19 protein-coding genes and 2 pseudogenes are annotated in these 25,184 nt (G+C 62.9%); 6 read left to right on the top strand and 15 right to left on the bottom strand.

The features are described 5' to 3' along the window. Positions 1-191 precede the first annotated feature (191 nt). The 3 genes and pseudogenes from gabD (at position 192) to C4Q27_RS10615 (ending at position 4,491) form a co-directional block, all read left to right on the top strand. The gene (gene gabD / locus C4Q27_RS10625) at positions 192-1,634 is read left to right on the top strand and encodes an NADP-dependent succinate-semialdehyde dehydrogenase (protein ID WP_010951596.1); all 1,443 of its coding nucleotides are present in this window, start codon (positions 192-194) and stop codon (positions 1,632-1,634) included. 182 nt (positions 1,635-1,816) lie between these two features. Beyond that, entirely contained in the window at positions 1,817-3,094 is a 1,278-nt protein-coding gene (gene gabT, locus C4Q27_RS10620; protein WP_003255866.1) for a 4-aminobutyrate--2-oxoglutarate transaminase, read from the top strand. A gap of 138 nt (positions 3,095-3,232) precedes the next feature. Next, positions 3,233-4,491, top strand: a pseudogene (locus C4Q27_RS10615) (HDOD domain-containing protein). An 89-nt stretch (positions 4,492-4,580) separates the two neighbouring features. On the opposite strand, the gene C4Q27_RS10610 reads toward C4Q27_RS10615, so the two are convergent. Continuing rightward, complete coding sequence (locus tag C4Q27_RS10610) at positions 4,581-5,609, bottom strand: sensor domain-containing diguanylate cyclase (RefSeq protein ID WP_064491760.1); 1,029 nt, start codon at positions 5,607-5,609, stop codon at positions 4,581-4,583. A gap of 99 nt (positions 5,610-5,708) precedes the next feature. Beyond that, on the bottom strand, positions 5,709-6,893 hold the full coding sequence (desA, locus tag C4Q27_RS10605; RefSeq protein WP_014589316.1) for a delta-9 fatty acid desaturase DesA: 1,185 nt from the start codon (positions 6,891-6,893) through the stop codon (positions 5,709-5,711). Positions 6,894-7,039: 146 nt separating this feature from the next. Here desA and dibA point away from each other — a divergent pair, with 146 nt between their 5' ends. Continuing rightward, positions 7,040-8,935 carry a phosphodiesterase DibA gene (gene dibA, locus C4Q27_RS10600; RefSeq protein ID WP_064491761.1) on the top strand — a complete coding sequence of 632 codons (1,896 nt, stop codon included), beginning with the start codon at positions 7,040-7,042 and terminating at the stop codon, positions 8,933-8,935. Positions 8,936-8,962: 27 nt separating this feature from the next. Here dibA and C4Q27_RS10595 read toward each other — a convergent pair whose 3' ends face one another. From C4Q27_RS10595 to tcyJ, 9 genes are all read right to left on the bottom strand, one after another. Then, positions 8,963-9,607: a methionine ABC transporter permease gene (locus tag C4Q27_RS10595; protein ID WP_010951601.1), complete on the bottom strand. Its 645-nt coding sequence runs from the start codon at positions 9,605-9,607 to the stop codon at positions 8,963-8,965. Then, positions 9,597-10,706 carry a methionine ABC transporter ATP-binding protein gene (locus C4Q27_RS10590; protein WP_064491762.1) on the bottom strand — a complete coding sequence of 370 codons (1,110 nt, stop codon included), beginning with the start codon at positions 10,704-10,706 and terminating at the stop codon, positions 9,597-9,599. Before C4Q27_RS10590 ends, C4Q27_RS10595 begins: the two co-directional genes overlap by 11 nt. Position 10,707: 1 nt before the next feature. After that, entirely contained in the window at positions 10,708-11,508 is an 801-nt protein-coding gene (locus tag C4Q27_RS10585) for a MetQ/NlpA family ABC transporter substrate-binding protein (protein WP_064491763.1), read from the bottom strand. Then, positions 11,501-12,886, bottom strand: a complete 1,386-nt coding sequence (locus tag C4Q27_RS10580) for an LLM class flavin-dependent oxidoreductase (protein WP_064491764.1) — start codon at positions 12,884-12,886, stop codon at positions 11,501-11,503. The genes C4Q27_RS10585 and C4Q27_RS10580 overlap by 8 nt, the downstream gene beginning before the upstream one ends. Continuing rightward, the gene (locus C4Q27_RS10575) at positions 12,886-14,067 is read right to left on the bottom strand and encodes an SfnB family sulfur acquisition oxidoreductase (RefSeq protein WP_064491765.1); all 1,182 of its coding nucleotides are present in this window, start codon (positions 14,065-14,067) and stop codon (positions 12,886-12,888) included. The genes C4Q27_RS10580 and C4Q27_RS10575 overlap by 1 nt, the downstream gene beginning before the upstream one ends. 141 nt (positions 14,068-14,208) lie before the next feature. Next, positions 14,209-15,450, bottom strand: coding sequence for an SfnB family sulfur acquisition oxidoreductase (locus C4Q27_RS10570; protein ID WP_064491766.1), 1,242 nt, complete (start codon positions 15,448-15,450; stop codon positions 14,209-14,211). A 313-nt stretch (positions 15,451-15,763) separates the two neighbouring features. Continuing rightward, positions 15,764-16,522: an L-cystine ABC transporter ATP-binding protein TcyN gene (gene tcyN, locus C4Q27_RS10565; RefSeq protein WP_010951607.1), complete on the bottom strand. Its 759-nt coding sequence runs from the start codon at positions 16,520-16,522 to the stop codon at positions 15,764-15,766. A gap of 2 nt (positions 16,523-16,524) precedes the next feature. Further along, positions 16,525-17,193, bottom strand: coding sequence for a cystine ABC transporter permease (gene tcyL, locus C4Q27_RS10560; RefSeq protein ID WP_003255849.1), 669 nt, complete (start codon positions 17,191-17,193; stop codon positions 16,525-16,527). Then, a complete protein-coding gene (gene tcyJ / locus C4Q27_RS10555; RefSeq protein ID WP_003255847.1) occupies positions 17,190-17,984 on the bottom strand; it encodes a cystine ABC transporter substrate-binding protein in 795 nt (264 codons plus the stop codon). The genes tcyL and tcyJ overlap by 4 nt, the downstream gene beginning before the upstream one ends. Positions 17,985-18,293: 309 nt before the next feature. Between tcyJ and epsC the strand changes: the two genes are divergently transcribed. After that, positions 18,294-19,226, top strand: coding sequence for a serine O-acetyltransferase EpsC (gene epsC, locus C4Q27_RS10550; RefSeq protein ID WP_003255846.1), 933 nt, complete (start codon positions 18,294-18,296; stop codon positions 19,224-19,226). Positions 19,227-19,496: 270 nt separating this feature from the next. Continuing rightward, positions 19,497-21,499 (top strand): annotated as a pseudogene (betT, locus tag C4Q27_RS10545) (choline transporter BetT). Positions 21,500-21,619: 120 nt separating this feature from the next. On the opposite strand, the gene tauD reads toward betT, so the two are convergent. From tauD to tauA, 4 genes are read right to left on the bottom strand one after another with little or no spacing between them, the layout of a single operon-like run. Beyond that, positions 21,620-22,453, bottom strand: a complete 834-nt coding sequence (gene tauD, locus C4Q27_RS10535; protein WP_020191044.1) for a taurine dioxygenase — start codon at positions 22,451-22,453, stop codon at positions 21,620-21,622. A gap of 48 nt (positions 22,454-22,501) precedes the next feature. Next, positions 22,502-23,341: a taurine ABC transporter permease TauC gene (tauC, locus tag C4Q27_RS10530; protein WP_064491767.1), complete on the bottom strand. Its 840-nt coding sequence runs from the start codon at positions 23,339-23,341 to the stop codon at positions 22,502-22,504. Beyond that, positions 23,338-24,126, bottom strand: coding sequence for a taurine ABC transporter ATP-binding subunit (tauB, locus tag C4Q27_RS10525; RefSeq protein WP_064491768.1), 789 nt, complete (start codon positions 24,124-24,126; stop codon positions 23,338-23,340). Before tauB ends, tauC begins: the two co-directional genes overlap by 4 nt. 13 nt (positions 24,127-24,139) lie before the next feature. Further along, positions 24,140-25,111, bottom strand: a complete 972-nt coding sequence (gene tauA, locus C4Q27_RS10520) for a taurine ABC transporter substrate-binding protein (protein ID WP_020191047.1) — start codon at positions 25,109-25,111, stop codon at positions 24,140-24,142. Between the last annotated feature and the right edge of the window lie 73 nt (positions 25,112-25,184).

Genomic DNA, 25,184 nt, shown 5'->3' with positions numbered 1-25,184 from the left:
GCCGCAGCATCGTCTACCCTTCAGCGGCCATTCTGCGGGCGATTTCAGATGGGCTGTTCAACCATTCGTTCTTTTTTTCGAACAGCCTATTGTCCAACACCCCAGCAGCCGCTTAGCATTCGTTTGAGATTTCAAACGCTCGATGCCCTGCCTTGGGCGCTTTTCAACAATCAACAATTCGGGAAGCCGACATGCAGCTCAAAGACGCTCAGTTGTTCCGCCAGCAAGCCTATATCAATGGTGAGTGGCTGGATGCGGACAACGGCCAGACCATCAAGGTGACCAACCCGGCCACCGGCGAAGTCATCGGTACCGTGCCGAAGATGGGCACCGCGGAAACCCGCCGCGCCATCGAAGCTGCCGACAAGGCCCTGCCGGCCTGGCGTGCCCTGACTGCGAAAGAGCGCTCGGCCAAGCTGCGTCGCTGGTTCGAACTGATGATCGAGAACCAGGACGACCTGGCTCGCCTGATGACCACCGAACAGGGCAAGCCGCTGGCCGAAGCCAAGGGCGAAATCGCCTACGCTGCCTCGTTCATCGAGTGGTTCGCCGAAGAAGCCAAGCGCATCTACGGTGACACCATCCCGGGCCACCAGCCAGACAAGCGCCTGATTGTCATCAAGCAGCCAATCGGCGTTACCGCGGCCATCACTCCGTGGAACTTCCCGGCCGCCATGATCACCCGTAAAGCCGGCCCGGCCCTGGCCGCTGGCTGCACCATGGTCCTCAAGCCGGCTTCGCAAACCCCATACTCCGCTCTGGCGCTGGTCGAGCTGGCCCACCGTGCCGGCATCCCGGCTGGCGTGCTGAGTGTGGTTACCGGCAGCGCCGGCGAAGTTGGCGGCGAACTGACCGGCAACTCCCTGGTACGCAAGCTGTCCTTCACCGGCTCGACCGAAATCGGTCGCCAGCTGATGGAAGAATGCGCCAAGGACATCAAGAAGGTTTCCCTGGAGCTGGGTGGCAACGCCCCGTTCATCGTGTTCGACGACGCCGACCTGGACAAGGCGGTCGAGGGCGCGATCATCTCCAAGTACCGTAACAACGGCCAGACCTGCGTCTGCGCCAACCGTATCTACGTGCAGGACGGCGTCTACGACGCGTTCGCCGAGAAGCTGGCCGCTGCAGTTGCCAAGCTGAAGATCGGTAACGGCCTGGAAGAAGGCACCACCACTGGCCCGCTGATCGATGGCAAGGCTGTCGCCAAGGTCCAGGAACACATCGAGGACGCCGTCAGCAAAGGCGCCAAAGTGCTGTCCGGTGGCAAGCTGATCGAAGGCAACTTCTTCGAGCCGACCATCCTGGTTGACGTACCGAAGACCGCTGCTGTCGCCAAGGAAGAGACGTTCGGCCCACTGGCGCCGCTGTTCCGCTTCAAAGACGAAGCCGAAGTCATCGCCATGTCCAATGACACCGAGTTCGGCCTGGCCTCGTACTTCTACGCCCGTGACATGAGCCGTGTGTTCCGTGTCGCCGAAGCCCTGGAATACGGCATGGTGGGTATCAACACCGGCCTGATCTCCAACGAAGTCGCGCCGTTCGGTGGTATCAAGGCTTCGGGCCTGGGCCGCGAAGGTTCCAAGTACGGTATCGAGGACTACCTCGAAATCAAATACCTGTGCATCAGCGTCTGATAGCACGGTAAAGGCTTTACCTCTGCCAGCGGGGCGCGAGAGCGACGTCTCGCTGGCCTTTTTTACATTGCAGTACCTGGTGGCCAGGGCGTTCACGACAGTCGATCAACGAATACTGTTCGCGAGCACTCCCAGCCGCCCCCGAATAAAAGCGCCATTCCTGTCGGCGCAATGAGGGCATTATGAGCAAAACCAACGAATCCTTGATGCAACGTCGTGTAGCTGCCGTTCCACGTGGCGTCGGCCAGATCCACCCGATCTTCGTCGACACCGCGAAGAACTCGACCGTGATCGACGTTGAAGGCCGCGAACTGATCGACTTCGCCGGCGGCATCGCAGTACTGAACACCGGCCACCTGCACCCGAAAGTGGTTGCAGCCGTGCAAGAGCAGCTGACCAAGGTCAGCCACACCTGCTTCCAGGTGCTGGCTTACGAGCCCTACGTAGAGCTGTGCGAAAAGATCAACAAGCTGGTCCCAGGCGACTTCGACAAGAAGACCCTGCTGGTCACCACCGGCTCCGAAGCCGTTGAAAACGCCGTCAAGATCGCCCGTGCTGCCACTGGCCGCGCTGGCGTCATCGCCTTCACCGGCGGTTATCACGGCCGTACCATGATGACCCTGGGCCTGACCGGCAAGGTCGTGCCGTACTCCGCTGGCATGGGCCTGATGCCAGGCGGCATCTTCCGCGCCCTGTTCCCGAGCGAACTGCACGGTATCAGCGTTGATGACGCCATCGCCTCGGTCGAGCGCATCTTCAAGAACGACGCCGAGCCGCGCGACATCGCCGCAATCATCCTCGAGCCAGTACAAGGCGAAGGTGGCTTCCTGCCAGCGCCGAAAGAGCTGATGAAACGCCTGCGCGCCCTGTGCGACCAGCACGGCATCCTGCTGATCGCCGACGAAGTACAAACTGGCGCTGGCCGTACCGGCACCTTCTTCGCCATGGAACAGATGGGCGTTGCGCCTGACCTGACCACCTTCGCCAAATCCATCGCTGGCGGCTTCCCGCTGGCCGGTGTGTGCGGCAAGGCCGAATACATGGACGCCATCGCGCCTGGCGGCCTGGGCGGTACCTACGCCGGTTCGCCGATCGCTTGCGCCGCGGCCCTGGCCGTGATCGAAGTGTTCGAAGAAGAAAAACTGCTGGACCGCAGCAAGGCTGTGGGTGAGCGCCTGACCGCCGGCCTGCGCGAAATCCAGAAGAAGTACCCGATCATCGGCGACGTCCGTGGTCTGGGCTCGATGATTGCCGTCGAAGTCTTCGAGAAGGGCACTCACACCCCGAACGCTGCTGCTGTTGGCCAGGTTGTCGCCAAGGCTCGTGAAAAGGGTCTGATCCTGCTGTCTTGCGGCACCTACGGCAACGTCCTGCGTATCCTGGTTCCGCTGACCGCCGAAGACGCGCTGCTGGACAAAGGCCTGGCCATCATCGAAGAGTGCTTCGCTGAAATCGCCTGATGTGACGCGCTTCAGAAAAAACCCGCCTAGGCGGGTTTTTTTTATGCCCAGATAAGCCGTGTGGCGCTATGGTTATCGGAGGACTGGCTTTGGAAGCTGCGACGGACTGTGTGTCAGGTTATTCAGGAGTAGTTGGCGATGAGCGCTGCAGCCCCCACCCCACCAAGCGTACTGATTGTCGAAGGCGATCCTTGGGTACGGGACATGCTCAGCGAGATGCTGCTCAGCGTGCGCTGTGACGCCCGCCTGCAGGTATGCGCGGACGGCTCGCAGGCGCTTAGTGCCTTGTCCAGCAAGCCTGACCTGATCATCGCCGCCCGTGAGCTGGCCGGTGTCGACGGCCTCGACCTGCTGCGCAAGGTGCGCGCCAAAGGGCCAGGGGTGCCGTTCATTCTCATGAGTAACCGCAATGACAGCGCCAGTGTGCGCGAAGCGCTGCCCCTGCACCCCACGGCGTACCTGAGCAAGCCGCTGAACCTGGATAACCTGCGCAAGCGCCTGCAAGAGTTGCTGCTGGCCGTTGGCGAGGAGATCGCCTGCCCGGTACCGGCGTTGCAGGCGGGGGCCACCCTGTCAGCCTACCTTGAGCAGCGTCGCGCTACCGCCGATGGCGGGCCGCTGCTGGCCGATGTGCAGGTAGCGATCAATCGAGCGCTGAACCCCCAGGGCCTGAACCTCAGGGTGCTCGAAGAGGAAGTGCGTAACGACCCGCAAGTGACGGCGGTGCTGATCGCCGCCGCCAATAGTGCGGCATTGCACCGTGAAGCCCCGGTGCAGACGTTGCTGCAGGCCCTGAACAAGCTTGGCAGTACCCAAAGCATGAACCTGATCCTGGGCATGACCCTCAAGCGCAGCGCACGCCTCAGTGACCCGCTGTTGGCGGAGCACGCGACCCGTTACTGGGACCTGTCACTGCACACTGCCGAATATGGCCGCACTTTGGCGCGCATGCTCGAGCTGGACGAGGGGCGTTGTTACTGCGCGGGCTTGCTGCATTGCCTGGGCGACCTGGCGGTGTTGCGCTGCCTGCAAGAGTGGCGGTTGGCCGGGGGGATCTGGACGAGCGCAATGTGCAGCAATCGCTGGAAGAGTTTGCTGCGGCATTCGGCTCGGCGTTGCGTACTCGCTGGCGTTTGCCGCTGGCACTGCGCGAGCTGATCGCTGCGATCTACCAGTTGGGTGGTGGCGTTTACTCGCTGGAGATCCTGGCCATGAACCTGGCTGGGCAGTTGTCGCGGCTGCCGGCTGGGCAGGGCCTGGAGAAGGTGGCCAGCGGCAAGACGGCGCGGCTGCTCAAGCTTGGCCTGCCGGAGCTGAGGCGGTTGCGCAAAGAAGAGAACCCGGAAGTAAAGCCGCAGGAAGAACCGCCGGTGGCTGGGGCCGAGGTTTCCAGCTGAGATTCGGGGCCGCATTGCGGCCCTTCGCGGGCTTGCCCGCTCCCGCAGGCCCTCGAATACCGGCCAAAGCCAGTGCCCGTGCCGCCTGATCAGCCGCGGACTATCTGGTTCTTGCCCTGCCGCTTGGCCCGGTACATTGCCGCATCGGCCCGCGCATACAGGCTGTCCAGCGCCACATCCTCGTCGGTCAGCCCGGTCAGCCCCTGGCTCACCGTCACCCCGTACGTCTGCTGGCCATGGGTGAAGCTCAAGTGCTGAATCTGCCGTTGCAAGCGCTCGGCAATCTGCTCCGCTACCTGGGCGTTGCAGCCCGGAAACACTGCCGCAAATTCTTCGCCGCCAATGCGTCCGAACAGGTCGCCCCGGCGTAGCACGGCCTTGCCGCTGTCGGCGATGTGTTGCAGCACCTGGTCGCCTTCCTGGTGGCCATAGCTGTCATTGATGCGTTTGAAGTCGTCGATATCCAACAGCAGGAAAGCCAGCGGTGTACCGTCCTCACGTGCACTGTCGAAGGCTTGCTGGGCACATTCGAAAAAGTGCCTGCGGTTACTGCTCTGGGTCAGCACGTCGGTGGTGGCCAGGCGCTGCAGTTCGCCTTCAAGCTGCTTCTTCTCGGTGATGTCTTCGGCGATACCGACAATGATTACCCGGTCGCTATCGTGCTGCTGGTTGATGTAGCACTTGTCGCTCAGCCAGCGCAGTTGCCCGTCGGCATTGAGGATGCGGTACTCGCGGTCTTCCACCGCGCCCTTGAGCAGTACCTGGGCCAGGCTACGTTCGGCGAACTCGAGGTCGTCGGGGTAGATGCTGTCACGCCATTCGTTGTAGTCAGCCAGCACCAGGCTGACCGGGCGGCCAAAGATGCGCTCGTAGGCTGGGCTCACGTACAGCACCTGACGGGTTTCCCAGTCGAAGGCCCAGAGCACTGCGTTGACGCTGTCGAGCAACGAGCTGAACAGCTGATCACGCTCACTCAGGCGGGCAACCTCTCCTTGGGCGTGGAGCAACGCCAGTAAAGTCTGGGCGGCTTCGGGAGGAGGGGTGCCGGGGAAAATCGTTGGAATGTTCTTGGCCATGTGCACGGAGCAGGTCTCAACGTGAAAGCGTGCGGCCAGCATCCGGCCCGCCACGCAGGCGATATTCCGGATTCGAGTGGAGAGGTGGGGGCGAAGTTCCGAATGGCACGCCCCGCTGCGGGGCGTGCCGATCAACGGCGGTCAGGCGCCGGTCGGGCGCAGCGAGTAAGTCTTGAGTTGTGCTGCGAAGTCGCGCAGTGCCTGGATGCCGCTGGTTTCGGCCTCATGTACCCAGTCTTTCATGGCTGCCAGCATGTCGTGGCCGTTGGCACTGGTGCGCGCCCAGATCTGCTGCAGGGCCAGGCGCTTTTCGTAGATGGTTTTCAGTGCCTGGCTGTGCGCGAGCATGGACTCGATGCGCACGTGGTGGCGGTCTTCCAGCAGGCTGGTTTCGCGAGACAGCAGCCGCTTGGCCCGGCGGAAACGGTGACGCACCGAGGCGTCGACACGGGCCAGTTCCTGTTTCACCAGCGGGCCGATCACCAGCTTGCGGTACTGGGCCATGATCTGGAAGCGGTTGTTGAGGATGGCCATGGCGGTGTCCATGTCCAGGCTGGCCTTGCCGGCCACCCGGTGGGCGATGGGCGCCACGCGCTGCACCTTGGCCAGACGCAGCAGGCAGAACAGGCGGATCCACGCCCAGCCCATGTCGAACTCCCAGCGTTTGACCGAGAGCTTGGCCGAGTTGGGGTAGGTGTGGTGGTTGTTGTGCAGTTCTTCACCGCCGATGACGATGCCCCAGGGCACCAGGTTGGTGGCGGCGTCGCGGCATTCGAAGTTGCGATAGCCGAGGGCATGGCCCAGGCCGTTGACCACACCGGCGGCCCAGAACGGAATCCACATCATCTGCACCGCCCATATGGTGATGCCCAGGGTGCCGAACAGCAGCAGGTCGATTACCGCCATCAGTGCGATACCGCCCAGTTTGTAACGCGAGTACAGGTTGCGCTCGATCCAGTCATCCGGGCAGTTCTTGCCATAGATGCGCAGGGTTTCGGGGTTGCGCGCCTCTTCACGGTACAGCTCGGCACCTTTGCGCAGCACTGTGCCCAGGCCCTTGTACACCGGGCTGTGCGGGTCGTCGGGGGTTTCGCACTTGGCGTGGTGCTTGCGGTGGACGGCGGTCCACTCGCGGGTGTTCTGCGCCGTGGTCAGCCACAGCCAGAAGCGGAAGAAGTGCTTGAGCGCGCCGTTGAGCTCCAGGGCCCGGTGCGCGGAGTAGCGATGCAGGTAGACCGTGACGCTGACAATGGTCACGTGGGTCATCAACAGAGTGATGCCGACCAGTTGCCAGGCCGACAGGTCGAGCAGGCCGTTATACCACATAGGTGCAAATACCCTCGAAATGCAGGGGGAAGGGCTGATTATCCCTTGGCGGGGAAATAAAACCAGTCAACCGTTGAGATAGGAGGTCACGACATGTTTCAGCCTTTATAATGCCCACTCCTTTTTGATGGCCTTTCCCACCCGACATGTCTGTTTCCGTTCGCGACGCCTTGCGCATGGCTGCGCTGTATGTGGTGCTCTCGATCCTCTGGCTTGCGCTGGCGGAGGTGATGCTGCACAGCATGACTGACGATCCCTTGGCACTGACCGTGGGGCGGCAGATCAACGTGGTGGTCTGGGTGCTGCTCAGTGCCTTGCTGATCTATGTGTCGCGCGTGCGCCTGCTCAATTTCATCGGCCATGGCGCGCGTTTGCGTTGTGAAGACCGTGAACGGCTGCGCATGGCTGCCGCAGTGTTCGACAGTACCCTCGAAGGTGTGCTGGTGACCGACCGCCAAGGCCTGATCGTGCACGTCAATCGTGCCTTCATGCGCATCACCGGCTACCAGCAGGATGAGGTTATCGGCCAGCGCCCGAGCAAGTTCAAGTCGGGCCACCATGGCCTGGCCTTCTACCAGGAGGTTTTCGCCACCCTGGCCGAGAAGGGCGAGTGGAGTGGTGAAATCTGGAACCGGCGCAAAAGCGGGGAAATCTACCCGCAGTGGCAGACCATTTGCGCCATTCGTGATGACGAGGGTGAGCTCAGCCATTACGTGGCGGTGTTCAGTGACATCAGCGCCATCAAGCATTCGGAACAAGAGCTTGCCTACCTCGCCCACCACGACCCGCTGACCGGCCTGCCCAACCGCCTGCTGTTTACCGACCGGCTGGAGCAGGCATTGGCGGCTGCGCAGGCCAACAAGCGCGGTTGCGCCTTGTTGCTGCTGGACCTGGATCACTTCCAGAGCATAAACGACGGCCTGGGCCATACCATTGGCGACCAGTTGCTGAAGCTGGTGGGCGAGCGTCTGGGGGAGGTGTTGGGTAACGGTGTGACCCTGGCGCGTCTGGGCGGCGACGAATTCGGCGTGCTGGTCGAGAACTGCCAGCAGGTCGGCCAGGCGGGCAAGCTGGCGCAGTGCATCATCGAGCGTATGCGTGAGCCGTTTCAGTTCGACGGCAATCGTCTGTTCATCAGCGCCAGCGTCGGAATCAGCCTTTACCCCAGCGATGCCTTGGGTGCCGAGCAGTTGCTGCGCAATGCCGACTCGGCGTTGTACAAGGCCAAAAGCAACGGGCGGGCCTGCTATGCGCTGTACACCGAAGAGCTGACCGCCCACGCCCAGCATCGGGTCGAGACCGCCGCTGAATTGCGTCGGGCCCTGGAGCAGGATGAACTGCGGGTGTACTTCCAGCCGGTACACGACCTGGCATCAGGCCGACAGGTCGGGGTCGAGACGCTGGTGCGCTGGCAGCACCCCAGGCGCGGTCTGGTACCGCCGGGCGAGTTCATCCCGATTGCCGAACGCACCGGCCTGATTGCCGAGATCGATACCTGGGTGCTGCGCCAGGCCTGCCGGCAAATGGTGCAGTGGCAGGCTCAAGGCCGGCAGCTGGCATTTGTGGGGGTGAACATCTCCAGTCGCCTGTTTGGCCAGCATGAGCTGTATCGGCAGGTAGCCGAAGTGCTGCACGACACCGGCCTCGCCCCGGCCTTGCTGGAGCTGGAAGTGACCGAAAGCGCGGTGATGGAAGACCCTGAGGTGGCGCTGGAGCAACTGCACCGCTTGCGTGAACTGGGGGTGACCCTGGCCATCGACGACTTTGGCACCGGGTATTCGTCACTGCTGCGGCTCAAGCGTTTGCCGGTGCAGAAGCTGAAAATCGACCAAGGGTTTGTGGCTGGGTTGCCAGTGGATGAAGACGACATCGCCATTGTGCGGGTGATCATCGCCTTGGCCCGTAGCATGGGTATGCAGGTGCATGCCGAGGGCATCGAGCAGGCGGAACAGGCCAGCTTCCTGCTGCAGGAGGAGTGCCAGTTGGGTCAAGGGTACTGGTTCGGGCGGCCAGTGCCGGCTGCGGATCTTCGCTGGGATTGAGACCGGGCTGCAACGCAGCCCTGGATTTCAACGCTTGTTCAAACCCTTCGCCAGGCGGTCCCCGCCCAGCTGGATCAACGCCACTAACGCTACCAGCATGGCGATCACGGTCAGCATGATCTGGCTGTCGAAACGCTGGTAGCCATACCGATAGGCGATATCCCCCAGCCCGCCGGCACCAATCGCCCCGGCCATCGCCGACGAGTTGATCAAGGTCACCAAGGTAATGGTGAAGCCCCCGACGATCCCCGGCAGCGCCTCGGGCAACAGTACATGCCAGACGATGTGCCAGCGCCGGCAGCCCATGGCCTGTGCGGCTTCCACCAGACCATGGTCGACCTCACGCAGGCTGACCTCGGCAATCCGCGCAAAGAACGGTGTGGCGGCAATGGTCAGCGGCACCACTGCCGCCCACACACCATAAGTGGTACCCACCACCAGGCGGGTGAAAGGAATCAGCGCAACCATCAGGATCAGAAACGGAATCGAGCGGAACAGGTTGACGAAGGCGCCCAGCACCCGGTTCAGCAGCCGCGCCTCGAAGATCCCGCCCTTGTCGCTGGTCACCAGCAGCACCGCCATGGGTACACCCACCAGCAGGGCGATCAGTGACGAAACCCCAACCATCAGCAGCGTATCAAGCAAGCCTTCCAGCAGGCGATCAATCCACATGGCCCAATACCTCCACGTCCTCGGCCCAACGGCGGGCACGTTCCAGCAATTGATGGGTGTCGTGCGGCGAGTGTTGCACCGAGAGGATGAGTTGCCCCAAGGCATGTTCGCCGATGGTTTCCACGCCGCCCTGCAGCAGGCGTACACGCCCGCCCAGGTCGTTGAACAGGGCAGACAGCTCTGGCTCGCCAAGCACCGTCAGTTTCAGCACTACGGCGCTGTTGCCGCTCGCCGGGTGGGCCTGGAGGCTGGCTTGCAGTGCGGCGGGTAGCTTGGCCTGCAAAGGGGCGAGCAGGGTGCGGGTAACCTCGTGACGAGGTGAACCAAACACCCGCCAGACCTCGCCCTGCTCGACCACTGCGCCGCGTTCCAGCACCACTACCCGGTGGCAGATGTCGCGAATCACCGCCATTTCGTGGGTGATCAGCACGATGGTCAGCCCCAGGCGCTGGTTGATATCGCGCAGCAGCTCCAGGATCGAGGCGGTGGTTTCCGGGTCCAGCGCCGAGGTGGCCTCGTCGCACAGTAGGATCTCGGGGCTGTGCACCAGTGCCCGGGCAATGCCCACGCGCTGTTTCTGCCCGCCGGACAGTTGCGCCGGGTACACGTGATGTTTTTCCTGCAGGCCGACCAGTTCCAGCAATTCGCGCACTCTGCGCTGGCGCTCGGCCTTGGGCACGCCGGCGACTTTCAAAGGCAATTCGACGTTCTGCCACACGGTCTTGGCCGACATCAGGTTGAAGTGCTGGAAGATCATGCCGATGCGCCGGCGCAGGGCCACAAGGTGGTCCTCATCGAAAAGCGCGATATCCACCTGGTCGATCAATACGCGGCCCTGGCTGGGTTGCTCCAGGCGATTGATGGTGCGCAGCAGTGATGACTTACCGGCGCCGCTGCGGCCGATGATGCCGAAGATCTCGCCATGGCGGATGTTCAAGTCGATGCCTTGCAACGCCGGTTGCGCCTGGCCCGGGTAGGTCTTGCCCAGGCCGATGAAGCGCACGTGGGCTTCATTGACCTCGGGGCGCAGGGCCTGTTCCCTGGCCATTGGCGGCAGTGCTTGGGGTGTAGGCGCCCTGAGCGCGCTGGCCTGGCTCATTTCAGCCTTCCCAGCCGGCTTGGTAGAGCTTGCCGTGAGCTTTGTTCAACGCAGCGCGCACCGCTGGCGAATGCTGGTAGATGTCGACGAACTTGGCCAGGCGTGGATCGTCCTTGCTTTGCGGGCGAATGACGAACTGGATCACGTATTCCTTGTTTTCCAGCCCGTCGAACAGCAACGCCGAGGTGGCATCGAAGGTGTTGGCCAGGCGGATGTAGGCCGGGTAACCCTGCACCAGGTCGGCGTCGTCGTAGGCACGTACCAGTTGCACCGCCTCCACCTGAAGGATCTTCAGCTTTTTAGGGTTGGCGACGATGTCATCCTCGGTGGCCTTGTAGCCCACGCCTGGCTTCAGGGTGATCAACCCGGCCTTGGCCAGCAGCAGCAGGCCACGGCCGCTGTTGATCGGGTCGTTGGCGATGGCCACGCTGGCGCCTTCAGGCAGCTCGGCAAAGCTTTTGTACTTTTTCGAGTACAGGCCAACGTTGTTGATGATGCCCGGGGCGTAAGGCACGAGGTTGAAGCCTGCAGCAGCCTTGGCGTTTTCCAGGAAAGGGATGTGCTGGAAGTAGTTCGCGTCGATGTCGCCGCTGTTGAGGCTGACATTGGGCGCAATCCAGTCGCTGAACTCGATCAGCTTCACTTCCAGGCCTTGCTTGTGGGCTTCTTCAACCGCGGCTTCCAGCGGAATGGCAAAGGCCGAGGTGGTGCCGATCTTCAACGGCTCGGCAGCAAGGGTACCGGCGCACAGGCCGAGGGTGATGGCAATGGCCGCGACGGGCCGGAACAGTTTCTCAAGCATGGTGCAGGGCTCCAGTCGGGGTAGGGGTAAAGCGGTAAGCCGAGCCAGGGTGGTCGGCGGGTAAGTGCGGGTGGTCGGCCTGGAACAGTTTTTCGCGCAGGGTGCCTTCGGTGTAGGCAGTCTTGTAGCGGCCACGCTGCTGAAGTTGCGGGATGACCAGCTCGATGAAGTCCTCGAAGCTCTCCGGGGTGACGGTGCGGGTCAGGTTGAAACCGTCCAGGCCGGTTTCATCGATCCACGCGATCAACTGCTCGGCCACCTGTTCAGGCGCGCCGACCAGGGTTACGTAGCGGCCGCCCAAGGCGTGCTGTTGCAACAGGCGCCGGCGGGTCCAGGCGTTGTCCTGCAACTGGCGCGTGGCTGACTGGATGGCGTTGCCCTGGTTGAAGGCAATGGGTTCGTCCAATTCATAGGCGGCGAAGTCGATGCCAGTGGACGCGGCGAAGTGCGCGACGCCCGCTTCGGCGCTGGCGTGGCGCAGGTACTCGGCATGTTTGGCCTGGGCCAGTTGCTCGGTGGCCGCAACGATCACCGTGATGCCCATGAACACCTTGACCGCCTGCGGGTCGCGGCCGGCGGCCTGGGCGGCCGCGCGAACCTTGTCGACCTGGGCGCGGGTGGCTGCCTTGTCCTGGCCACTGATGAACACGCATTCGGCATGGTTGCCGGCGAAGGCCAGGCCACGCGGCGAGCTGCCGGCCTGGAACAGCACCGGGGTGCGCTGCGGTGAGGGCTCGCACAGGTGGTAGCCTTCGACCTTGTAGAACTCGCCCTGGTGCTGAACCTTGCGCACCTTGTCGGGCGTAGCATAGACGCGATGCTCGCGGTCGGCGACCACTGCGTCATCGGCCCAGCTGCCTTCCAGCAGCTTGTACAACACCTGCAGGTATTCATCGGCCTGGTCGTAGCGGCGATCATGCTCCGGTTGCTGCGCCAGGCCCATGGCCCGGGCAGCGCTGTCGAGGTAGCCGGTGACAATGTTCCAGCCCACCCGGCCATTGCTCAGGTGGTCGAGTGTGGAAAGGCGCCGGGCGAACAGGTACGGCGCCTCGTAGGTGAGGTTGGCGGTAAGGCCAAAACCCAGGTGACGGGTGACCGCAGCCATGGCGGACACCAGCAGCAGCGGGTCGTTGACTGGCAGCTGGATCGACTCCTTGAGGGTGACGTCCAGTGACTGGCCGTAGATGTCGTAGGTACCGACGATGTCGGCAATGAAAAGCCCGTCGAACAGACCGCGTTCCAGCAGGCGTGCCAGGTTGGTCCAGTAGTCCAGGGTCTTGTACTGGGTTGAAGTGTCCCGTGGGTGGGTCCACAGACCGTGGTTGATGTGCCCGATGCAGTTCATGTTGAAGGCATTGAGCAGAATCTGCTTGGCCATCAGATGGTCCCCCGGCGTGGCGGGTTGGCATCGTTGAGGTAGTAGTTGCCGATGGCGTGGTACTTCCAGCGCACCGGGTCGTGCAGGGTGTGCACGCGAGCGTTGCGCCAGTGGCGGTCGAGGTTGTGTTCGGCCAATGTTGCCTGGCTGCCGCCCAGTTCGAACAGGGTGGTACCGGCGGTGAGGGAAATTTCGGTACTGATGGCGCGTGCTTCGGCCACGGCAATGGAGGCGGCGGCCACGTTGTCGGCAGTGCTGTCGTCGCGGGCGCGGTCGAGGTATTCGCCTGCGCGCTCCAGCAGGGCTTCGGCCGCATGCAAGCGGACCGCCAGATGGCCGAAGCTTTTCAGCGTTAGCGGGTCATCCGTGGCCTTGTCCAGGCCGGAGTCGACCCACGGACGGCTGCGGGTGCGCACGAAGTGCAGGGCGTCTTCATAGGCGGCGCGGGCAATGCCGGTGTCGATGGCGGCATGGAGGATCTGCGCCAGCGGGCCAACCGGGGTGGGGCGCTCGAAGGCGCTCTGGAACGGCACCACGTCGGCTGCGCTGACGTACACGTTATCGAACACCACCGAACCGCTGCCGGTGGTGCGCTGGCCGAAGCCGCTCCAGTCGTCGATCACCTGCAGCCCTTGGCTGTCGGCCTGGACGAAAGCCAACTGCTGTACGCCTTGCTCATCCACGACCGAGGTTGGAATGCGCTGGGCATAGATGGCGCCTGTGGAATAGAACTTGCGCCCGTTGATGCGGAAACCGTCGCCGTCACGGCTCAGGCGGGTGGTGCGCTCGTGGGCGGTCTTGGTGCCCAGCTCGGCCAGGGCATTGCCGAAACGGCGGCCAGCCAGTACCTCGGCGTACAGGCGCTGTTGCTGTTCGGGGCTGCCGTTTACCCGCAGCACTTCCAGACCGTAGAAATGATTCTGCGGAATCTGCCCGAGCGAACCGTCGGCCTGCGCGATACGGGCGATGACCTTGGCCAGGGTGACGTTGGAAACGCCGGCACCGCCGAAGGCTTTGGGCACGCTGATGGCCCAAAGGCCGGAGCGCGTGAACAGTTCGAGTTCGGCCAGCGGCAGGCGGCGCTCGCGGTCGCGCAAGGCGCTGTCGCGGCGCAGTTGCTGGGCGATGTCTTCGGCGACGGCCAGGGCTTGGGCGTCGCTGGTGATGATAGCGATTGTCATGGAGTTCTCCGGGGGCTGCTGCGCAGCCCTTCGCGGGCTTGCCCGCTCCCACAGGTAAAGTGATGCCGGTTCAGGCGGTGACAATCCTGTGGCAGCGGGCAAGCCCGCGAAGGGCTGCGCAGCAGCCCCAAAGGCAGCAAATCAGATCCAGGAATGCCGTGCAGGCAGGGTGCCGTTAAGGTGGTAAGCGCCCACCGCGTGGTACTTCCAGCGCACCGGGTCGTGCAGGGTGTGCACCCGGGCATTTCGCCAGTGGCGGTCGAGGTTGAACTCGGCAAGGGTGGCGCGGCTGCCGGCCAGCTCGAACAGCTTTTCGCTGGCCTGCAGGGCAATCTCGGTGGTCAGCACCTTGGCCTCGGCCACCGCAATCGAGGCCCGTGCCGCGCTGGCTGCGTCGATAGGCGCAGCATTGACCTCGTCGAGTACCCGAGCAGCTTTGCGCAGCAGCGCTTCGGCGGCGTGCAGCTCGAGTTTCAGGCGGCCGATGTCGGCAATTACATAAGGGTCGTCACTGGCACGGTCGACGTTGGCTTCAATCCACGGCCGGGACTTTTCGCGCACGAACGTGATCGCATCATCGATAGCCGCTTCGGCGATGCCGGCGTCGATCGCCGCCTGGATCAGCTGCGAAGCGGCGCCCTGAATGTTGGGGATATCGCGCTGGCGCCAGTTGTCGATCACCAGTTCCGCGTCAACCGGCACCTGGTCCAGCAGCACGGTACCGCTGGCGGTGGTGCGCTGGCCGAACCCGGACCAGTCATCGACAATGCGCAACCCCAGGCTTCCCCGGCGCACGAATGCCAGGCGCTGGCGGCCTTCATCGTCTAGGGCTTTTACCGCCACCCAATGGGCGAACAAGGCACCGGTGGAGTAGAACTTCTCGCCACTTATGCGGTAGCTGTCGCCGGCGCGCGTGATTCGGGCCTTGAGGGTGAGGGTATCCCTGGTGCCACGCTCAGGCCCGGCATTGCCGATGCGCCAGCCGTCGAGCACGCTGCGGAAGATCAGCGCTTGTTGCGCCTCGCTGGCCGTCAGGCGCAGCAGTTGCAGCATGCCGAACTGGTTCTGCGGGATCTGCCCCAGGGCGGGGTCGGCGGCGCTGATCAGGCGGAACACTTCGGCGACGGTTGCGAACGACACGTCGGGGCCGCCGTAGGCCTTGGGTACGGTGATGCTGCCCAGACCGCTGCGGGTAAACAGTTCGATTTCGGCCCAGGGCAGTTTGCGTTGCTGGTCGCGCCGGGCAGCTTGCTCACGGGCGACCTCGGCCAGCTCGCGGGCCGCTTGCAGGGCTTCGGCGTCGTTGCGCAGTACCTTGGCCGGCAGCAGCGGGGGCGAGCTGTCGAGATCGCTATGGAATTGGGTGTTGGCTTGGCTGGGCATCAGTGCCGCTCCTTGGCTGCACTCAATGCCCTGGCGTTACGCACTGGGGTGATTGTGATCCTGACCATTCCTGACCTCACAAAATAGTTATGTCGCTACAGCTGATCGCGACAGACGTGTGCTGGTCCGGTGGTCCGGTATATATACCCTAATGATTTATAAAAATTTTATGAACTAACTTTTTGGAATATTTATAGAAGGGGGGATTTGTTACGGGCGTGCCGGCCTCTTCGCGGGTAAACCCGCTCCTACACATGCCTCAAGATCTGTGCACTGTAGGAGCGGGTTTACCCGCGAATGGGCCGGAACAGGTTTACTCTGAGGCCGCAGTCCCGAGGAACTTGCGCAAGAACTGCCGCGTACGCTCTTCCTTCGGCGCTGCAAACAGGGCCTTGGCCTCGCCCTGCTCCACGATCACGCCCTTGTCGAAGAAGATCACCCGGTTCGCCACGTCCCGGGCAAAGCTCATCTCGTGGGTGACGATGATCATGGTGCGCTTTTCCTCGGCCAGGCCGCGGATGGTCGCCAGTACTTCACCGACCAGCTCCGGGTCCAGCGCCGAGGTCGGTTCGTCGAACAGGATTACCTCTGGTTCCATGGCCAGGGCACGGGCGATGGCCACGCGTTGCTGCTGGCCGCCGGACAGGCGCCGTGGGTAGGCGTCTTCCTTGCCCGCCAGGCCGACTTTGGCCAGCAGGCGCCGGCCAAGCTCGATGGCCTGCTCGCGGGGCGTCTTCTTGACGATCACCGGCCCCTCGATCACGTTCTCCAGGGCGGTGCGGTGGGGGAACAGGTTGAAGTTCTGGAACACGAACCCGGCCTGCTGGCGCAGACGGCGAATCGCACTCTGCTGCCCGCCCAAAGGTCGGTTGGCATCGATGCTGATGGCGCCGATCTGGATCTGCCCGGCATCGGGGGTTTCCAGCAGGTTAAGGCAGCGCAGGAAGGTGGTTTTGCCCGAGCCACTGGGGCCGATGATGGCCACCACTTCACCGGGCTGCACGGTCAGGTCGATACCGTTGAGCACGGTCTGGCCCTTGAACCGCTTGGTCAGGCCTTTGACTTCAATCATGCTCAATGCTCCTGGTCATGCTGGTTGACCCGCGCTTCCATGCGGTTCTGGAAGTGCGCAAGGATGCTGCACAGCACCCAGTAGATGACCGCGACCGCCACGTACATGGTGAACACTTCGAACGTGCGCGCAGTAATCAGCTGGGCTTGGCGGAACAGCTCGGGCACCTGGATGGTCGCCGCCAGGGCGGTGTCCTTTACCAGCGAGATGAAGCTGTTGCCCAGCGGTGGCAACGCGGTGCGCAAGGCCTGTGGCAGGATCGCGCGGCGCATGGCTTGCACGCGGGTCATGCCGATGCTGGCGGCTGCTTCCCACTGGCCCCGGTCGATCGAGGAAATGGCTGCGCGCAGGATCTCGCAGATGTAGGCCGCCATGTTCAGCGACAGGCCGATCAGCGAAGCGGGGATTGGGTCGAGCTCGATGCCGATTTGCGGCATGCCGAAATAGATGACGAACAGCTGCACCAGCAGCGGCGTGCCGCGGAAGAACGACACGTAGACCCGCGCCAGCCAGTTCAGCGGCAGAATCTTCGACAGCCGCATCAGCGCCAGGGCAAAGCCCAGCACCAGACCGAAGAACATGCCGCCGACACTGAGCAGCACCGTATAACCCGCGCCCTTCAGCAGGAAGGGCGCGGAGTCGACAACGAGTTGCAGGCTTTCAGCGATCATTTGGTGACATCGGCACCGAAGTACTTCTCGGACAGCTTGGCCAGCGTGCCGTCAGCTTTTAGCTTGTCGATGGCCTTGTTGATAGCTGCCAACAGTTCCGGCTCACCTTTGCGCAGGGCCACGCCGCTTTCCAGGCGCGAGAAGGCATCGCCGGCAAGTTGGGTGTCCTTGGCTTTTTGCGCGTATTCCAGCGCGGCCAGGCGGTCGATCAGGATGGCGTCGATGCGGCCGTTGCGCAGGTCAGCGAACTTGCTTGGGTCATCTTCATAGGTGCGCACATCGGCTTGTGGCACGTCCTTTTTCACCCACTGCTCGTAGTTGGTGCCAAGGCCTACGCCGACCTTTTTGCCGGCCAGGTCCTGTGCGCCCTTGATGTTCAGCTGCTCGGCTTTCTTCTTCAGGATCAGTGCCTGGATGCCGGAGACAGTGTAGGGCTCGGAGAAGTCGTACTTTTTCTTGCGCTCTTCGGAAATGGTCACCTGATTGACCACTACATCCAGGCGTTTGGATTCCAGTGCGGCGAGGATGCCGTCCCACTTGGTCGGCTGGATCTTGGCCTTGACCCCCAGCTCCTTGGCCAGCAGCTCGGACAGCTCCACTTCGAAGCCGGTCAGTTTGCCGTTTTCGTCCTGGAAGCTGAATGGCGGGTAGGTGCCCTCGAGGCCGACGTTGATGACGCCCTTTTCCTGGATGGTCTTCAATTGCTCGCCAGCGAAAGCCTGACTGAGCAGGCCGGCACCCAGCAGGAGGGCCAGGCTGGCGTTGAGTAGCGGTTTGGCGAATTTCGACATGGCAGAGCCCCGCGCTTGTTGTCTAGGTAGTGAGGTGGCGACTATAGGGTTGGCTGATTAGGCCGGGAAATACTAAAAAATAACTTTAATATTCCCTTTTTTGATTTTTGCCAGGTGCCGGCTGCTTTGAGGGTAGGCGACGATACCCACTCCGTCATCGCGGCTTATGCCTGACTTAGCGCAGGATGGAATAAAGCGTTGTTTTTTCCAAGCCTCGGATTTGCCGTAAAGTGGATTGCATGCACGCAGGTTCGGCCCTTTCGCGGGCCTGGCAACAAAATCAGATGGCCTATACGGCAGGAGAAAACCGTGAGCGAACAACCTTCATCCGCGCATTGGCAGTTGCAGAGCATTGTCACTGGCCTGCGCGGTGCCCGTGAGCAATGGCGCACCCGCAATGGCCGCAGTATTGGCGAGCAGGGCGGGCGCGAGCTGCCGTCGCGCGAAGCGATGAGACAGATTCTGGAGCAACTGTGCGGGGCGCTGTTCCCCATGCGCCTGGGGCCAGTCGACCTGCGCGAAGAAAGTGAAGACTTCTACGTCGGCCATACCCTGGATGCCGCGCTGACCGCCTTGCTGGCCCAGGCTCGTCTTGAACTTCGCTACGCAGCACGGCAAAGCAAGGCTGAGCTGGCGGGCGTCGACGCCCGTGCGCTGAGCCTGATCCAGGGCTTTGCAGCTGCGCTGCCGGAACTGCGCGTTCTGCTCGACACCGATGTGCTGGCCGCCTACCACGGCGACCCGGCAGCGCGCAGCGTCGATGAAGTGCTGCTGTGCTACCCGGGCATCCTGGCGATTATCCACCACCGGCTGGCACACCACCTGTACAAGGCTGGGCTGCCGCTGCTGGCGCGGATCAGTTCGGAGCTGGCGCATTCGGCCACCGGTATCGACATTCACCCCGGGGCGCAGATCGGCCCGAGCTTCTTCATCGATCATGGTACGGGTGTGGTGATTGGTGAAACCGCGATCATCGGCGAGCGCGTGCGCATCTACCAGGCGGTGACTTTGGGCGCCAAGCGTTTCCCCAGCGATGAGTCGGGTACGCTGCATAAAGGCCTGCCACGCCACCCGATCGTCGAGGACGATGTGGTGATCTATGCCGGGGCCACGGTGCTGGGGCGTATTACCATCGGCAAGGGTTCGACCATTGGCGGTAATGTGTGGCTGACTCGCAGTGTGCCGGCTGAAAGCAACATTACTCAGGCCAACCTGCAGCTGGATTGCCAGGACAAGAACTGATCCCGCATTGAAATTGCCTGTGCTGGCCTCTTCGCGGGCAAGCCCGCTCCTACAAAGAACATACCAATGTAGGGGAGGGCTAACCCGCGAAGAGGCCGGAACAGGACGACACCAATCAGCGCCCCAATTCGCATTGAAATCCGATCCATGTTTAACTTGAACGCTTGTTCAATGAAAAAACGCTGGTCCGCTGCCGGTGTTCAACAGGAGGATTCCTTTGCTGAACCCGTTCATTCCGAACCTCACGTCATTCGACGAGGTGCACGCCCTATGAGTGCACCGAACCCTTCCCTTGCCAATGGCAAGATCCGCATGAACCCCCGGTGTTCTACTTTGCGGCGAGTTTCATCCTCATCTTTGGCCTGGTAGTCATCTCCAACCCGCAAGCCGCAGGTGACTGGTTGCTGGCAGCGCAGAACTGGGCGGCCAACACGGTCGGCTGGTACTACATGCTGGCGATGACGCTGTACCTGGTCTTCGTGGTGGTCACCGCCTTGTCTGGCTACGGCAAGATCAAACTCGGTGCCGACCACGACGAACCCGAGTTCAGCTACCTGTCGTGGGCCGGCATGCTGTTCGCCGCCGGCATCAGCATCACGCTGTTCTTCTTCTGTGTCTCCGAACCGCTGACCCACATGCTGCAACCGCCGCAAGGCGAAGCCGGCACGGTCGAGGCCGGGCGCCAGGCGATGCAGATCCTGTTCCTGCACTGGGGCCTGCATGGCTGGGGGGTGTTCGCCTTCGTCGGCATGGCATTGGCCTATTTCGCCTACCGGCACAACCTGCCGCTGGCCCTGCGTTCGGCGCTGTACCCGCTGATTGGCAAGCGCATCAACGGCCCGATCGGTTATGCGGTGGATGGCTTCGGCATCATCGCCACGGTGTTCGGCCTGGGCGCCGACATGGGCTTTGGGGTGCTGCATCTGAACGCCGGTCTGGACTACCTGTTCGGTATCAGCCACAGCCAGTGGGTGCAGGTGATCCTCATCACCCTGATGATGGGCGCGGCTGTGGCCGTAGCCGTGGCCGGGGTGGAGAAGGGGGTGCGGGTGATGAGCGATATCAACCTGTTCCTGGCCTGTGCGCTGCTGCTGTTCGTGCTGTTCGCCGGGCCTACCCAGCACCTGTTCAACACGCTGATCCAGAACCTGGGCGACTACCTGGGTGCGTTGCCGCGCAAGAGCTTCGACGTGTATGCCTATGGTGAAAACCGTGGCTGGCTGGGCGGCTGGACCGTGTTCTACTGGGCCTGGTGGATTGCCTGGGCGCCGTTCGTGGGCCTGTTCATCGCCCGCATCTCCCGTGGCCGTACCATCCGCGAGTTCGTCTTTGGCGTGCTGCTGATTCCGCTGGGCTTCACCCTGGCGTGGATGTCGATCTTCGGCAACAGCGCCCTGGACCAGGTGATCAACCACGGCATGACCGCACTGGGTCAGTCGGCGTTGGACAACCCGTCGATGAGCCTGTACCTGCTGCTGGAAACCTACCCCTGGAGCAAGGCAGTCATCGCCACCACGGTGTTCATCAGCTTCGTGTTCTTCGTCACCTCGGCCGACTCGGGCACCGTGGTGCTGTCGACCTTGTCGGCCAAGGGCGGTGACGCTGATGAAGATGGGCCGAACTGGCTGCGTATCTTTTGGGGGGCGATGACTGCACTGATCACCAGTGCGCTGTTGTTCGCTGGCAGCATCGATTCGCTGAAGTCGGCAGTGGTGCTGACGTCGCTGCCGTTCTCGCTCATTCTGCTGTGCATGATGTGGGGGCTGCACAAGGCGTTCTACCTGGAGTCGCAGCGGCAGATCGCGCAGATGCACTCGCTGGCCCCGTTCGCCCAGTCACGTCGCGGTCGTGGCGGCTGGCGCCAGCGCCTGAGCCAGGCGGTGCACTTCCCGTCGCGTGATGAGGTGTACCGCTTCATGGATGATGTGGTGCGCCCGGCGATTGCCGATGTGCGTGAAGTGTTCGAGCAGAAAGGCCTGGTACTGATTACCCAGGACGACCCTAGCCATGACAACGTCAGCCTGAAGATTGGCCATGGCGAGGAACAGCCGTTCATTTACCAGGTGCAGATGCGTGGCTATTTCACGCCATCGTTCGCCTTGGGGGGGCTGGGTACGCAGGAGTTGAAGAACCGCCGCTATTACCGGGCGGAGGTGCACCTGAGCGAAGGCAGCCAGAACTATGACCTGGTGGGCTACAGCAAGGAGCAGATCATCAACGACATCCTCGACCAGTACGAGCGGCACATGCAGTACCTGCACCTGGTCCGCTGACCAAGCTCTCCTGTCCTGGCCTCTTCGCGGGCTTGCCCGCTCCCACAGGCACGGCACCGGTTTCGAACCCTGTGTTGTACCTGCGGGAGCGGCCCGCGAAGAGGTCAGGACGGGCAACCGCTAGAAGGGTGCATCCCCAAGGATGGTTGCCCGGTGCATCACCCGCCGGTTCGGTCGGTAATCATCCACCGCAAAATGCTGGGTCACGCGGTTGTCCCAGAACGCCACGTCATTCTCCTGCCAACGCCAGCGAATGCTGAACTCCGGTCGCGTCGCATGGGCGAACAGCAGCCTCAGCAGCGCATCGCTTTCCAGTTCGCTCAGTTCATTGATGCGTGTAGTGAACCCTTCATTGACGAACAACGCCTTGCGCCCGCTCACCGGATGCGTGCGCACCACCGGGTGCGACAGCGGCGGGTTGTTGCGCCGGGTGGCCTCCCAGCGCGCCAGGTCTTGCGGCGTGGTGCCAAAGCGCTCCAGCGGGAACGACTTGGTGAAGTCGTGGGTAGCGGTCAGCCCGTCCAGCATTTCACGCAGCGGCGCCGACAAGGCCTCGAAGGCCGCAATGCCGCTGGCCCAAAGGGTATCGCCACCGTAAGCAGGCAATTGCTTGGCGCTGAGTACCGCGCCCAGTGCCGGGGTCGGCAAAAAGGTCACGTCGGTGTGCCACACGGCGTTGTCGCGCACATCGGTAACCGCCGTGTCGAGCACCAGCACCTGTGGGGTGTCTGGCACGTTGGGGTAAATCGGGTGGATGTGCAGGTCGCCGAAGCGTGCGGCAAAGCGCGCCTGCTGTTCCGGGTTGATCGGTTGGTCGCGGAGGAACAGCACCTGGTGCTGGAGCAGTGCCTGCTCGAGGGCATCGCGCTCTTCTGCACTGATATCGCGGCGGAGGTCCACGCCGCTGATCTGGGCGCCGAGTGCTGGGCTTAGGGGAGTGATGGTCAGGCTCATGTCGGTCTCTTCAATCGGGCGCCAGCGTGCTGGCGTGGACAATGGGGTTCAGTGAATCTGCCCATGCCAGGGCACCAGCTTGCGTTGCAGGGCACGCAGGCTCATTTCCAGAGCGAAGGCGATCAGGGCGATCAGCAGGATGCCCAGCACCACCACGTCGGTGACCAGAAACTGCGCCGCCGACTGCACCATGAAGCCCAGGCCGCTGGTGGCGGCGATCAGTTCGGCGGCCACCAGGGTCGACCAGCCGACCCCCAGGCCAATGCGGATGCCGGTTAGGATGTCAGGCAATGCACTGGGCAAAATGACGTGGCGGATCAGTTGGGCCTTGGATGCACCCAGCGACTGCGCCGCCCGCAGCTTGGCCGGGTCTACCGTGCGCACACCGGTGGCTGTGGCAATGGCGATGGGGGCGAAGATTGCCAGGTAGATCAGCAGCACTTTCGACAGCTCGCCGATACCGCACCAGATGACGATCAGTGGCAGGTAGGCCAGCGGCGGGATGGGCCGGTAGAACTCGATCAGCGGGTCGAGAATGCCGCGGGCCACGCGGTTGTAGCCGATGGCGATGCCGACTGGTATTGCGGTCAGGGTCGCAGCCACCAGCGCCAGGCCGATGCGGCCCAGGCTTGCGCTCAGGTGCTGCCACAGGCTGGCATCCATGTAGCCTTGGGTCAGCAAGGTCCATGCCTTGGCCAGGATGTCGCCGGGCGAGGGCAGGAACAGGGGCTCTACCCAACCGGCAGCCGTCACCAGCCACCAGACCAGTAGCAGGCTGGCCAGGGTCAGGGTGCTGATCCAGCGGGTGGACAGTGGGCGGCGTAGCGTGGCGGCTGGCCGGGTTTGGGCGTCGTGTTTGCCGGCGACCGGCAGGTCCAGGCTGCTCATGCGCGCTCCTGCAGGCTTTGGCGTTGGGAAAACACCCGCGCCAGCACATGCTCGCGGGTTTCGATGAACGCTGGATCGGACTTGATGGCCCGGGCCGATTCGCCAGCGGCATAGCGCTGGCCGAAGTTCAGCTGCAGGCGTTCCACTACGCGTCCCGGGCTGGGCGCCAGCAGTACCAGTTCACTGGCGAGGAACACCGCTTCTTCGATGTCGTGTGTAATCAGGAACACCGGCTTGGCGGTGCGTTGCCAAACTTGCAATAGCAGCTCTTGCATCTGCTCACGGGTGAAGGCATCGAGGGCACCGAACGGTTCATCCATCAGCAATACCCGAGGGTCAGCCGCCAGCGCCCGGGCAAGGCCCACGCGCTGCTTCTGGCCACCGGACAATTGCCAGATGCGCCGTTCGCCGAAGCCATCGAGGTCGACCAGTGTGAGCATTTCGCGGGCCTTGGCCTCACGCTGAGCGCGGGGTACGCCGGCCAGTTCGAGGCCGAAGGCGACGTTGCCCAGCACGTTCTGCCATGGCAGCAGGGCATCGTCCTGGAACACCACGCCGCGTTCTGCACCGGGGCCTTGCACCGGCACACCATCGAGGGTGATGTGACCGCCACTGGGGGCGACGAAGCCGGCGATCAGGTTGAGCAGTGAGGTCTTGCCGCTGCCGGAAGGCCCCAGGGCCACCAGCAGTTGGCGTGGCCCCAGGCTCAGGTTGATATCGGCCAGCACCGGGGTGCTGGCGCCTGGGTACTGTGCGCTGATGCGCTCCAGCTCGAGCAAGGCCATGACGGGCTCCGGATCAGTTTGGAAGGAACTTGGCGCTGACGTACGGCGAGTAGTCCGGCAGCACTGCTTCGACTTTGCCTTGCTGTTTGAGGAAGTTGGCGGTGTCCGTCAGCGCCTGGGTGGTCGGCGCGCCCAGGGCGTGGGCCTGGTCAGCGGCCAGCGGGTAGACGTTGCCCTCCAGCAGCACCGGGATGTCGCTGGCCTTGGCACCGGACAGCTTCACCAGCTTGTCTACGTTGCCCTTGTCGGCCAGCCAGGCTTTTGGGTCCTTGCGGTAGTCGGCGTAGGCATCGAGGGTGACTTTGGCAAAGGCCTTGACCACATCAGGGTGTTTCTCGGCGAAGTCCTTGCGCACGATCCAGGCATCGAAGGTAGGCGCGCCTTTCTGCGCCAGTTCACCGGAGGTAATCAGTACCTTGCCGTTTTCCTTGGCCACGCCCAGAGCCGGGTCCCACACGTAGGTCGCATCGATGTCGCCGCGCTTCCAGGCGGCAATGATGGCCGGCGGCGCCAGGTTGAGAATCTGTACCTTGGAAGGGTCGATATTCCAGCTTTTCAGTGCGGCCAGCAGGCTGTAATGGCCGGTGGATACGAACGGGACGGCGACCTTCTTGCCGATCAGGTCTTGCGGCGACTTGATGCTGTCACGGGCCACCAACGCTTCACCCGCGCCAATCTGGGTGGCGATGAGGAAGGTTTCAACCGGCAGCTTGCGGGTGGCGGCAGCGGCCAGCGGGCTGGAGCCCAGGTAGCCGATCTGCACGTCGCCGCTGGCCACGGCAGTGATCACGTCTGCGCCGTTATCAAATTTGCGCCAGTCGATGCTGGCCTTGCTGGCTTTTTCGTAGTCGCCATCGACCTGTGCCACTTTGGCCGGGTCGACAGTGGTCTGGTAGGCCACTGTCAGGTCGGCTGCCTGGGCCAACCAGCTGGTGCTGGCGAGGGTCAGGGCAGCGAACAGGCGCAGCGGAGCGTGCGGGATCATGGTTGAACCTCTCGTCAGGCAAGTCGGGTTGGATGACGAGAAGGCTAAATGATCTAAGAAAATTAAAATAAAT

The sequence above is a fragment of the Pseudomonas sp. SWI36 genome (assembly GCF_002948105.1).
In the GTDB taxonomy this organism is placed as follows: domain Bacteria; phylum Pseudomonadota; class Gammaproteobacteria; order Pseudomonadales; family Pseudomonadaceae; genus Aquipseudomonas; species Aquipseudomonas alloputida.
This window is presented reverse-complemented; position numbering and strand designations above follow the sequence as displayed.

Coding starts and splice junctions, on each gene's coding strand:
- tcyN (WP_010951607.1), bottom strand. CDS start 16,522: ATGATTGAAGTCAAAGGCCTGACCAAGCGGTTCAAGGGCCAGACCGTG.
- C4Q27_RS10580 (WP_064491764.1), bottom strand. CDS start 12,886: ATGGCCAAGCAGATTCTGCTCAATGCCTTCAACATGAACTGCATCGGG.
- tcyL (WP_003255849.1), bottom strand. CDS start 17,193: ATGATCGCTGAAAGCCTGCAACTCGTTGTCGACTCCGCGCCCTTCCTG.
- C4Q27_RS10585 (WP_064491763.1), bottom strand. CDS start 11,508: ATGCTTGAGAAACTGTTCCGGCCCGTCGCGGCCATTGCCATCACCCTC.
- tauD (WP_020191044.1), bottom strand. CDS start 22,453: ATGAGCCTGACCATCACTCCCCTAAGCCCAGCACTCGGCGCCCAGATC.
- C4Q27_RS10590 (WP_064491762.1), bottom strand. CDS start 10,706: ATGAGCCAGGCCAGCGCGCTCAGGGCGCCTACACCCCAAGCACTGCCG.
- tauC (WP_064491767.1), bottom strand. CDS start 23,341: ATGAGCAGCCTGGACCTGCCGGTCGCCGGCAAACACGACGCCCAAACC.
- C4Q27_RS10575 (WP_064491765.1), bottom strand. CDS start 14,067: ATGACAATCGCTATCATCACCAGCGACGCCCAAGCCCTGGCCGTCGCC.
- tauB (WP_064491768.1), bottom strand. CDS start 24,126: ATGGCCTTGCTCGAGCTGGAGCGCATCAGCGCACAGTACCCAGGCGCC.
- gabT (WP_003255866.1), top strand. CDS start 1,817: ATGAGCAAAACCAACGAATCCTTGATGCAACGTCGTGTAGCTGCCGTT.
- desA (WP_014589316.1), bottom strand. CDS start 6,893: ATGTGGTATAACGGCCTGCTCGACCTGTCGGCCTGGCAACTGGTCGGC.
- C4Q27_RS10595 (WP_010951601.1), bottom strand. CDS start 9,607: ATGTGGATTGATCGCCTGCTGGAAGGCTTGCTTGATACGCTGCTGATG.
- C4Q27_RS10610 (WP_064491760.1), bottom strand. CDS start 5,609: ATGCTGGCCGCACGCTTTCACGTTGAGACCTGCTCCGTGCACATGGCC.
- gabD (WP_010951596.1), top strand. CDS start 192: ATGCAGCTCAAAGACGCTCAGTTGTTCCGCCAGCAAGCCTATATCAAT.
- tauA (WP_020191047.1), bottom strand. CDS start 25,111: ATGATCCCGCACGCTCCGCTGCGCCTGTTCGCTGCCCTGACCCTCGCC.
- tcyJ (WP_003255847.1), bottom strand. CDS start 17,984: ATGTCGAAATTCGCCAAACCGCTACTCAACGCCAGCCTGGCCCTCCTG.
- dibA (WP_064491761.1), top strand. CDS start 7,040: ATGTCTGTTTCCGTTCGCGACGCCTTGCGCATGGCTGCGCTGTATGTG.
- C4Q27_RS10570 (WP_064491766.1), bottom strand. CDS start 15,450: ATGCCCAGCCAAGCCAACACCCAATTCCATAGCGATCTCGACAGCTCG.